The organism is Okeania sp. SIO2F4 (genome assembly GCF_010672385.1).
Taxonomy (GTDB): domain Bacteria; phylum Cyanobacteriota; class Cyanobacteriia; order Cyanobacteriales; family Microcoleaceae; genus Trichodesmium.
Genome location: NZ_JAAHGT010000214.1, coordinates 1 through 11,907, shown reverse-complemented (window position 1 = coordinate 11,907; position 11,907 = coordinate 1). Strand labels below are relative to the sequence as shown.

5 protein-coding genes and 2 pseudogenes are annotated in these 11,907 nt (G+C 35.1%); 6 read left to right on the top strand and 1 reads right to left on the bottom strand.

Annotation, left to right across the window (positions count from 1 at the left end):
* Positions 1–34 precede the first annotated feature (34 nt).
* Entirely contained in the window at positions 35–781 is a 747-nt protein-coding gene (locus tag F6K22_RS15445) for a helix-turn-helix domain-containing protein (protein ID WP_363273637.1), read from the top strand.
* 555 nt (positions 782–1,336) lie between these two features.
* Here the strand turns inward: F6K22_RS15445 and F6K22_RS15440 are convergent.
* Positions 1,337–2,089 (bottom strand): annotated as a pseudogene (locus F6K22_RS15440) (transposase); the annotation flags it as partial.
* A 441-nt stretch (positions 2,090–2,530) separates the two neighbouring features.
* Here F6K22_RS15440 and F6K22_RS15435 point away from each other — a divergent pair.
* The 5 genes and pseudogenes from F6K22_RS15435 to F6K22_RS15415 all read left to right on the top strand — a co-directional run bounded on the left by F6K22_RS15435 (position 2,531) and on the right by F6K22_RS15415 (position 11,349).
* Positions 2,531–5,188 carry a GGDEF domain-containing response regulator gene (locus tag F6K22_RS15435; protein WP_293099255.1) on the top strand — a complete coding sequence of 886 codons (2,658 nt, stop codon included), beginning with the start codon at positions 2,531–2,533 and terminating at the stop codon, positions 5,186–5,188.
* A 1,153-nt stretch (positions 5,189–6,341) separates the two neighbouring features.
* Positions 6,342–7,454, top strand: coding sequence for a RuBisCO large subunit C-terminal-like domain-containing protein (locus F6K22_RS15430; protein ID WP_293099253.1), 1,113 nt, complete (start codon positions 6,342–6,344; stop codon positions 7,452–7,454).
* A gap of 1,224 nt (positions 7,455–8,678) precedes the next feature.
* On the top strand, positions 8,679–9,320 hold the full coding sequence (locus F6K22_RS15425; protein ID WP_293099251.1) for an HAD-IB family phosphatase: 642 nt from the start codon (positions 8,679–8,681) through the stop codon (positions 9,318–9,320).
* Positions 9,321–9,588: 268 nt separating this feature from the next.
* Positions 9,589–10,368: pseudogene (locus F6K22_RS15420) on the top strand (carbonic anhydrase).
* A gap of 474 nt (positions 10,369–10,842) precedes the next feature.
* Positions 10,843–11,349, top strand: a complete 507-nt coding sequence (locus F6K22_RS15415) for a hypothetical protein (RefSeq protein ID WP_293099248.1) — start codon at positions 10,843–10,845, stop codon at positions 11,347–11,349.
* Positions 11,350–11,907: the final 558 nt, after the last annotated feature.

The window sequence follows — 11,907 nt, the reverse complement described above, 5'->3', positions numbered from 1 at the left end:
TCTTAAGTCCAACTTTTAGCAAAAGAGAGTAAAAATGCAACTATCATCACATCCAGACCTACCAGAAATGTCACTAAATATACAATCTACTAACAATTCTGCCCCTAGTAATAGGCCATTTTTGACTTGGCAACTGATCATAGATTGGGCAGAAGAACACTACCGTAGTAGAGCTTTTACCAAAGATGAACGTATTCCCGCCCGCCCTGGTTTGTTGTATCTAATACAAAAAGGAGCAATTCGACTAGTAGGTAATGCCCACATTAGTGCCAATCGCAATAAGTCTAGCAAGTCAAAAACAAGTCCAATTTCAGACGAAGCTTTCCTTGGATTTGTCGGTGCTGGTCAACCGTTTGAACTAATAGCTCAGTCACCATTTACACTACAAGCTTATGCTCATGCCGATCAAACAACTGTACTGTGGATGTATTGGCATGACCTCGATAACTGGCCTCACTTCCGCAGAGAAGTTCTAGATGCTTTTAGGTATCAACATCAAAGGAAACTTTTGTGGCTGAGTACCCTGGGTCAACGTCGTACTATCGATCGGTTATTTGGATTTATCACACTGTTAATTGAAGAATATGGAGAACCCTGGATTAGTGAAGATCGGGCAGAACTAACAAACGGTTATTATTTACCTTGGCCTTTGACCCATGCTCAAATTGGTAGTGCTATTGGTTCCACCCGTGTAACTGTGACTCGTCTTATGGGTAAATTACGCCAGCAAGGCTTAATCTATATCCAAAACGATAATCTGATCTGCTTGCCAACAGAGTAGACCTCTTGCAAAAATATTTTGTGCTATGGTAAATTGCTATTTTTGGGTCTAAGTTTGCTTGATAATATATCCAGAATTTATCAATTTTCTTGAATAATTAATAAGAGGCGATCGCCACAAACCAAAGTCATTAAAAATAGGCAAGAAAAATAAGTTCAGCTAATAATTAAAAGCTCAACTTAACTAGAGATTTAATAAATTCAACTTGAAAGTTAATTAGCTAAATCATAATTATAAAGACGAGCTATTAAGTTGGCTCTTAGTCCAAATCTTTGACCAAGATTTTGTTCATTAATGGATCATGGATAATTACCTCTCCCTAAAATGGATTGGATTGAGGCGGAGCGTGAAAATTTTGTCTTCTCAAGGGGAGATTGGATATGCTTAGGTAACTCATCCATCCCATCCTACTCCATGCTCCCTCTTGCTTCCTTTCCTTCGGAATGCTACGCAAACGGAGGAGCTGCCTCTTGCTACGGTAGCTCTCGCTAACACGCTAAGGCAAAAGACCGCTTGTTTCTCCACGGCGAGTGAGAGGCTTTAAACCTTAATTATTCGGTAAGGATAAGAGAGAATTTTAAAGATTTTTAGTCGTCTATTAATATGTTCTACTATAATTTTTAATTGATTCAGTTGCCGATGATATTTTTTCTCTTATGAAAGTTAACTTCTTCCCTTTTTTTTTCTTGAGTAGTGTTTGATTTAATTGATGAATTTTACCTATTCCTTGATAACTTTTATCCGCGATAACTTTAATTAAATTCCCAAATTTAACGGTAGTATTTTTTTTTAATATTTTAAAATCATCAGTTATACCTTTTCCATTGACTAAACATAAGATTTTTTCATTTTTTTGTTGAATTACTAATTTTGTTTTTAGTGTATTTTCTCTTTTTTTTTCACTGTAAAACTGTTTTTGCAGTTTTAATGGTCTTTCAATTTTACTTTCCATGACATCCATCACTACCAGTTCTTCTTCAGCATAAGTTTTCCATAATTCTTTTTTCCCGGCAGTCGAAATTGACGAGATTTAATTAAGATATTTTCAATTTTATGAACAATACGACAGACATTAGATTCAAGCATTTTCCAGTCCAATCCAATATGATAATAAGTTCTATATTTTCTCAAATATTGAAGAGTCATTAAAATTTGGTCTTCAACTATTAATTTGGGCTTTAGTCCTGATTTCTTTTTTTCTTTTTCTTGAGTTTTGACAGTACGAACCATTACTCTAAAAGTTTTTTTTACCCCTGTCAAACGCTTAAATTCTGTTGATGATAACTTTTTGGCTTGCAAATATTTCACGATTAAATTAATTTGATTTGCCAAACAATTTTATTTAATAATTAGACAATAATTTTTCCTTGAAAACTTAATTAACTTTTTCGACTTGGCAGTCAGAGCGAAAGGAGTAAGGAGTGCTGTCCCATCACTTTTTTAGGTGGCGATCGCGCTTACTGTAGTGGTTACTCCTAAAATAAATAGCATTTGATTATACCACGAAATACTTTTGCAAGAAGTCTTATCTTATTTTTTGTATATTGGTAGCTACTCCCGCATTTCTTGGAGACAAACCATGAGCTACTATATTTAGTCAAAGAGAAATTGAAATAAGGTTTTTTGATCGCTGAGGCTAGCTTGGTCAAATTATTTGATTAAAATGGTATTATTGGAATACAGAAAAAAAATCAATATTTATTAATTTTTTTTAGTAAAAATATTTTGTCAAAAAAATTATTATATCCAATGAATCAAGAAATTATTCATGTTCTTTTAATAGAAGATAATGAAGAGGATTATCTTCTCATCAATGATTTATTATCAGAGCTGGAAAAACCAAAAATATTCCTAGATTGGGAAAAGACTTATGAAGCAGGATTAGCAGCAATAGAAAAAGGTCAGCATGATGTTTGTTTAGTTGACTATAATTTAGGAGAAAAAAAAGGGTTAGAACTACTGCAAACAGCAATTGTTAGGGGTTGCCAAATACCAATTATATTACTGACAGATGAAGATGATAGAGAATTAGATGTGAATGTTATAAGTTTAGGTGCTGCAGATTATCTAGATCACTCAGAAATTAAAGGATATACATTAGAGCGGGTAATTCGTTATGCAATTGACAGAAATCAAAGTTTAAAAGCTCTCAAAGAAAGCCAAACTAAACTACAAGAAGCACAAAAAATTGCCCATTTAGGTAACTGGGAATACGAAATAGCTACAGAAAAAATAACTTTGTCGAATGAAGCATTTCGGATTTTTGGTCTTAATCCCAATCAATCGCAACCAACTTATTCAGAATTGCTGAAAATGTTGGTTCCTGAAAGCCAAGAATTATTGAAACAAAATCTAGCTTTAGTATTAGCACAAAAACAAGGTCGTGAATCAGAATATAAGATTATTCGACCCGACGGTACATTGAGATATATTTCTACTAAGTCTACTGTAATTGTCGATAATAATTCGGAAGTTATAGGTATATTTGGCACAATGCTAGATATTACGGAACAGAAAGAAGCTGAATTAGAACTTCAGAAGCTTAGGCAAAAAGAGCATTTATTAGGGCTAATTTTAGACAGGATTAATCAATCTTTAAATTTAGAGGAAATTTTAAAGACAACAGTAGATTCTGTCAGAGATTTATTACAGTGCGATCGAGTGATTATTTACCGTTTTCTGCCAGGTCCAAGTGGCATTGTTGAAAAGGAATCTGTAACAGAAGGTTATACCCCCATTTTAGGTAACATTATTACCGACCCATGTTTTCCTAATGAAAATGTTCTAGAACAATTTAAACAAGGTTATATTAGTATCATAGAGGATATCGAAAGCCCAGAGATAACAGATTGCCATCGAGATTTACTTAGAATATTTCAAGTTAAAGCAAATATGGTATTGCCAATCTTGATTAGTCAAAAAGAAGGAGATAAACAAGTATCAGAAATTGTTGTGTGGGGATTATTAATTGCTCATCATTGTAGGGAAAAAAGGGAGTGGCTCCTATCAGAAACAGATTTATTAAGGCGCTTGGCAACTCAGACAGGAATTGCTATTCAACAAGCTCAACTTTATCATCGTTTAGAACAACTAAATCAAGAATTAGAAAAAATAGCTTATATTGACGGTTTGACAGGAGTTTATAATCGTCGTCACTTTGAAGAAAAACTACAACAAGAGTGGAAAAGATTAGGACGGTATAAAACTTTAATGTCAATCATTATGGTAGATGTAGATTATTTTAAACTCTACAACGATACTTATGGTCATCAGGAGGGAGATAAATGTTTGCAACAGGTGGCTCAGACTATTAGTGCTGTAGTGAAACGACCAGGAGATTTTGTTGCTAGATACGGGGGGGAAGAATTTGCGGTTGTCTTGCCAAATACTCCTATAGAAGGAGCACTTCAAGTTGCAGAAAATATTAGAACAGAAATAGAAGGTTTAAAAATTCCCCATCAAGGTTCAGCAGTGAGTAAATGGGTGACAAGTAGTTTAGGAGTTGCAGATAGTAACTGCTCTAATCAATCTAATCCAGAGATATTAATTCAAGCAGCAGATATGGCTCTCTACAATGCTAAAACTTCTGGCAGGAATTGTGTTGAGATTTATGATTCCTCTAGGCAAAATCTGGAGAAGCAAAAACAAGAAATTAATTTAGCCACACAACTGCGAAATGCTTTGGGAGAAAATCGTTTTTGTTTGTATTCTCAGGCAATATTACCACTGCACGAGGGTGTGCAAACAAAGCTGTGTGAAATTCTCCTGAGATTTGGGGATGGTTCTGGGAAAATAATTGCACCAACTATTTTTCTCTCAGTAGCAGAGCGTTATCATTTAATGCCCAGAATTGACCGTTGGGTAGTTAAAACTCTATTAGCTTATCTGTCTTTGCGTGAAATTTCTCTATTATACAAAGACCAGATTTTTACAGTTAATCTTTCTGGAGCTAGTATTAACGATTGTTATTTTCTAGAATTTATCGAACATCAATTTGCTTTTTATCAAGTGCCTCCCCAACAAATTTGTTTTGAGATTACTGAGACTGTAGCTATTACTAATTTAGAAAAGGCAGCCCAGTTTATTCAGTCTCTCAAACAACTAGGTTGTAGTTTCGCATTAGATGATTTTGGCAAAGGAATGTCTTCTTTTTCTTATCTGACAAATTTGCCAGTAGATTACCTAAAAATTGATGGGATGTTTATTAAGAAGATGGAAAAAGATTCCGTTTCTCAAAGAATAGTAGAGGGTATTCATCATATCGGTAAGAAAATGGGTTTGATCGTCATTGCTGAATATGTAGAAACCGAGTCTATTTTCAACAAAGTCAGTGATTTAGGTATTGACTATGGTCAAGGGTTTTATATTGAGAGACCAAATCCCCTTATACCAATGTTCAATAATTAATAATTAATAATTAATAGACATCTCCAAAAATAAAAAATGAAATCAATTCAAGATATGAAATCAACAATTTCATTCCCTATTCCCTATTCCCTATTCCCTATTCCCTATTCCCTATTCCCTGACTTCTAATAATTAATAATGGCTCTTCTAGAGTAGTTATGAAAATTTAAGAATAAAAAAATTACATTTTACTTAGTAATTTTCAAGTAAAGTATGCTCAAACCCTTGCTAAATATTAACTAACAGCAGATTTTGATCCGATAAAATATATTGAATTTGAGCAACAAAAATGAACTTTTAATAATATGCCATCTAACTCCCTTCTCTTTTTCATTTTGAAGGTTTTAAAGCAACTAATTACCATTTTATTACTGAAAATGAATTTAAGAATTGAATGAGAAAATCAAGTCCAAACTACAACTTGTCCTTCCCCCTCAAAAGACTACAGATAAAATCCATCCATCTCATGGATATAGACTCAGAGATATTCCCTTGAGTAGCTTTGATGTTTTTCTACTTGTTAATCGCCGTCAATTTAGATGTAAAAACTGTCAAAAAGTTTTTTCAGAGGAAACCTCGCCATCCCATCCGTTTGTCATGCTCCGCTTTCCGACCGCTCTCAAGGGGATATTGGATATGGCGCACTTCGGAGCGGCTCTGTCAAGAGTGGGAGACCTCGCCATCCCATCCGTTTGTCATGCTCCGCTTTCCTCCAATCGACCAAGAGAAGAAATGATATTTCCCCATCTTCAATTCCCGAGCGGTTTTAACCTTCTTGTAATTATCAATTATCCATTATCAATTATCAATTAATGAAATCATGTCCGGATAATTAGTGATGAAAAAATTTTCTGTTCCCTATCATCATTTATTTATTAAAGTTGTTGGGAAATAAAAATTTAAAATGCTCAAAAGCTGATTTTATAAGGTTTTCAGGATTTTAGACTCGAAAAACACTATAAACTTTGACTAATAAGGGTTTTAGCCATTTTTTTAGCTTAATTCCCAACAACTCTATTATTTATAACTATTCAACCGGACATAATATTAGAAGTTAGAAGTAATCCCTGAGTGAGGAGAGAGCATTTATAAATGTCTGCGCCCTATTTGTGTAGTGCTATAAATTATTAATGGAAGTTTAGCTGAGGAATTTATGACTATTGAGGTTGACTACATTTTCCCACCAGAGGTAGATGCTGAAAAACAAGGCCAAATTATTGCAGTGGGACAAACAGCAGGTACTTGGGGTGCAAATTTTGCCCATAGAGAAAAGTTTTTGCATTCACATTTAGGGAAAGTTGTCAAGGGTGTGACTAACCCAGAAGGGGATAGCATAGTCACTGTTGCTTTTCCAGAAGCAAATGTGGAAGGAGATATTCCCAGTCTGTTAACTATGATTTTTGGTAAATATTCCATGGCGGGTACTGCCAAAGTATCAGCGGTGCGTCTGCCAGAAAATTATGGGTTGCGCCCGAAATTTGGCATTAAAGGTATTAGGGAAATTTTAGGAGTAGGCGTTCGCCCGCCACTGATGGGAATTTTTAAACCAGCGTTAGGTTTATCGACGGAAGACTATGCCTCTATTTTAAGAGAAGTAGCTAATGCTGGTCTGGATATTATTAAGGATGATGAAATTATGGGAAATCTTGAGGAAGCTCCCACCCTCATTCGTCTTCATGTTTGTCGCCAAGTGCTGGAGGAAGTTAAGGAAAAAACGGGTCGGACGGTATTATATGCTATTAATGTTACGAGTAAATTGGGGAAATGTTCTAATCCACTGGATACTGCAAAATTATTAGTGCGTGAAGGTGCAAATGCACTTTTACTAAATGTTTTATCTTATGGTTTTTCTGTATTAGAAAGTTTGGCTGCCGATCCAGAAATTAATGTTCCGATTTTTGCTCATCCAGCTTTAGCAGGGGCAATATGTGCTGCTCCTAATTATGGTATTGCTTATCCGGTAGTATTGGGAACTTTGATGGCTCATGCTGGTGCGGATGCAGTTTTGTATCCTGCTAGTTATGGCAGTCTCGGTTTTGACCCTATTGAGGAAGGAAAAATTCGGGATATTCTCCGGAGTCGAGATGTGTTTCCTGTTCCTGCTGCTGGTATTAAACCGAGTGTAGTACCTCAAGTCTTAAGAGATTATGGTCAGGATGTAATTTTGATGGCTGGTACAGGAATTATGGATTATCCTAATGGTAGAGAGGCAGGGGTAAAGGCGTTTTTTCAGGCTTTGGCTTTAGAGTCAGAAGTGAGGCAGTAGGGGAGTGGTTCACAAGGGTAGGTTTTTTTACTTTCTGGTTGTGAATAGACAAGGAAGACAAAAGACTTATCTGGACTTTTAGATTTTTGACACTGAAAATGGCTTTAAACCCAGTATTAGCAAGGGAAATACCTGAAGAGAGCTTAAAATGACTGAAACCTAGATATACCAATAAAACGTTTAATTTCAGGTAAAAACATTACAGTATAAAGGTTTGACCTTATTTTTAACCTGTTTTTTCCTAAAGTCCAGTTATTACAAAAGTTTTTCATGCGTGATATAATAAAAAGTTATTCATTTTTTGAGTTTACCTATAACCAACTGTCATATAAAATCTGGTTATACAGTAATCATATCCATTACTTCCTCTTAATACAGATGTTCAATTGAATACGAATTTAAAAATTCATTTTATTCAAATTCTTTCTTTATCCAGAATTTTGAATTTTGAATTTTGAATTCTCAATTCTGACTCCTCGACGATACGATAACTATAGCACTACGTCTTTTGGTGTTTGAGAATAAATTTGGATTATAAGGGAACAGAAGAATGTCAAGAGCGTATTTGCGTAGCGTTATAATTACCCGGGTTCTATATCAGATTGGCGATCGCCCTAGAATTTAATTATTCAAAAAAATGACGAATTCCCGGGTTCTTGTCAGGTAAATTTAGACAAAAAATAAAGTTTTATTATAGCACAAAATTTTTTTGCAAGAGGTCTAAGGAAGACAAAGCAGAAAAAAGCAATTGTCATTGCTAGATTAAGTTCTTGTCTGATAGATAACTAAATTTCTATAAGTTTTAATTTGGAGGCGTTTGTGCTTCGTTGTATATTCTCCCCCAATCTACCAAATATTACCGAATAATTAATAATTATTCAGCTGTAAGGTGGGAGTGGGGGGAGAAGTAAACATAAGAATAATTAACATATTAGGTGGCTAATAATTATCAAAAAGGTTATTGGGCTAGTGTTAATTACTTAATAATTGAAGTATCACCTAAGTATAGCATTACTTTTAGACATCTCCATCAAAGATGAGTAGGGAGTGGAGAAGGGAAATAACTGATAATTGCTCTACAATAATTGATTTTATTTTTTATGATTGGAGATGTCTTTTGGTAATTAGTATTAGGAGGTAAGAGCATTGTAAAAAATTTGGCAATTAGGTCGCTGGAAAATTTTTTTATACCGAATTAAACGTATTTAATATAAAATGATAAAAATGTTAGATCGCTCAAAACCAGTTGTATTCTGTGACTTTGACGGTACTATTACTGCCGATGAAACTTTTGTGGCAATGTTGAAGTATTTTGCTCCAGAAGTTTCAGCTCAAGTGATGCCAGAAATTTATCAATTACGGATAACTCTACGGGAAGGTGTGCGCCAAATGTTGGAAGCTATACCTTCAGAACGTTATTCGGAAATAATTGAATTTTCCCAGACAAAGCAAATACGACCAGGTTTAGTAGAATTATTAGATTTTCTTGATGCTGAAGGAATAAAGTTTGTTGTGGTTTCTGGTGGAATTAGAGTAATGGTGGAGACGGTATTAGGAGAATTGGTAAATAGGATAGAAGCTATTTATGCTGTGGATGTGAGTAATGCAGGTAATTTTTTACAGGTACATTCTGAGTTTGAAGGAGACACGGAGTTGATGGCAAAAGTACAGGTGATGAATTTATATGATGCTAGTGAAAAAATAGCAATAGGAGATTCAGTAACAGATTTGAATATGGGTTTAGAAGCTTCCTTGGTCTTTGCACGCGATCGCCTAGCTAAGTATTTAGATGAAAGGCAAAAGTCTTATATATCTTGGGATGATTTTTTTGATGTGCGTCAATATTTAGCTAATCTTTGGCGGTAATGTAGTAGGGGTTAACGGCCACCCCTACTACATATGGTGGTTGTGTGTAAGTCTCGAGTCTCAATATTATGCAAATACTAGAAGTAAAGGGTAAGGAGTAGGGAATAGTAATTTGGGAAACAAGGAATAGAAAAGAAGAAAAATAACTGTACTTCAGTAGATATCTTCAATAATAAAAAATCCAATCAATTATTTTCCTCTATTCCCTATTCCCTTTTTTCTGGAGATGTCTAGTAATTTCAGAAACGCTATAATGTAGGCTGCAAAAATGAAAATCAAATTATCAAGGAAAAATCTAATGAATACAAATCCCAAAAACTCTAGTAGTAAAATTTCCCGCAGAAAAATACTAAATTATGGCAAATTTGCTCTAGCAACAGGAGCAACAACTTTAGCTGTTAGCTGTCAAAAAGAAAGTGTTCAGCAACCAGAAGCAACATCAACAACACCTGCCCAAATTCAAGTTTCTCCAGAAATGTCTCCAGATGAAATTTTGGAAATATTAATGGCAGGAAATAAAATATTTGTTGAAAATAAACGTACAAATCATAATGTAAGTTTTGCCAGATTAACAGAAGTTGCTTCTGGTCAAAAACCCTTTGCTAGTATTGTTTATTGCGCAGATTCTCGTGTACCTGTTGAGATAATTTTTGATAGAGGTTTAGGAGATTTATTTGTTGTTAGAGAAGCTGGAAATATTGCTACTCCTGAAGAAATTGGTAGTATATAATTTGGTACTTTAGTGTTAGGTTCAAAAGTTTTAATGGTATTAGGACATGAAAATTGTGGAGCAGTCAAAGCAGCAATGGATGGAAAACTTGTTCCTGGTCAGATTGGTAGTATAATTGCTGCAATTAAATCTGCTGTAGAAGTTGCTAAAGGTCAACCAGGAAACCCTGTAGAAAATGCTGTGAAAGCTAATGTATTTCAACAAATAAAAATTATGAATTCTTCTCCAGTAATTAACCAGTTAGTGCAAGAAAATAAACTAAAAGTTGTGGGAGGTTATTATGATTTAGACCAGGGAAAAGTTTATCTAATAAATTAAAAAAGGGTAAACATTCAGGCAGAGGTTTTCAATAATTAATAGACCTCTGGTGGAAAAGAGGGAGTAGGGAGTAGGGGCGAAGAGCGAATCGCCCGTACGGGAGTAGGGGGAAATAATTAATGATTTATGGGTATGGGATTGATTTAATTTTTAATTATCACGCCTATGTCTAATAATTAATAATTACCTCTTCTGTAATAGAAAGATTGACTCAAAGGAATTTTTTTTCTTTTATCCATGAATGGAGAGGCTTTATACCTAAATTTTTCGGTAACTAAACCCCTACCATAAGTTACATTTCCTTAGCTAATTATCCAGAAATGATGAACAATTTCAGCAACTCTCTCAAGAAAATAGTTTATACTGCTTGTAGGCGGAAATAGGTTACCCTCTTTACGTCTAGTCCTATAAAAGAAAAAGACGACCATGAAACCATATTTCTTTGCACTTTTAATTGTATCCACAGTAACCACAATGGCTGGTTGTACGAACCCTCAATCTACGCCAACGACACAGGCTGCGCCATGCGAAAATCCTGTGACAGAAAACGATGTTTTAGCTGCACAGCAAAGCTGGGGCAAAGCCATTGTTGCCATTGGCAAGGCAGAAAACCCAGAAGCAGAAGCACAAAGCACTCTTGACAGACTTTATGCTTATGATCTTGGTACGGTTTTGTTCAAACCAACACTGGCCAGCGATGATCCATTCAGAGGCACAGAGAAAGAGGCTTTGTCTTATTTTGTCGGCGGCAGCATCAGCGAAGATGAAGGTTTTGCTCTTGCACCCTTTAACAATGTGCGCTTTGAGAATGAAGGAATTATTACCCAGTGCAATACAGCCACCTCCATGGGTGAGTATTTTTTCACCAAAACAGACGGTAGCGAGATCAAGGTAGAATACACTTTTGGTTATGTTCGCGATGAAAATGGCGATCTGAAAATCAATCTGCACCATTCATCTTTGCCGTATCAAGCACAATAAGGGCGATCGGTAGTAGGGTCAAATAAGCGCGAAGCTGTCACCAGGGGCAATATAAGAATGAAAACCTTACTCTGTAAGCATCTCAGAAACTGATATTTTCATAATCGCATCCAATGAAATATTGCACAATATTAGACATTTAAGTGAATTTCTGTGAATAGCTAAAAAGCAGATATGGTGGTTATTTTACTAGCTTTTGCGTACCAAGTGCGCCACACACTCCCAACCACTGAAAACTGCAATAATATCTAAATTTCCCTCTATGACAACTTCGCTATATTTACCCCATTTAGTAATAAGTTGTAGTATTTTATCGTAGGGATTTGGAAACCAAATCCCTTTTTTACTTTGCTTTGGAGACCAAACACCTACAGTGTTTTTTCACAAATCATTTAAGATTGCTATAGCTGATAGCTAATAGCTGAATGCTTAGGGACCTCCAAAAAATCAAATGTACAATTGATAATGATAATTATTGTTGGTCAAAGGAAGGGGCAACTATGAGCTGCCCCTTCCCACTCCACTTTTTTTGTAGTAAATTTGAAACTGGGGCGTGAT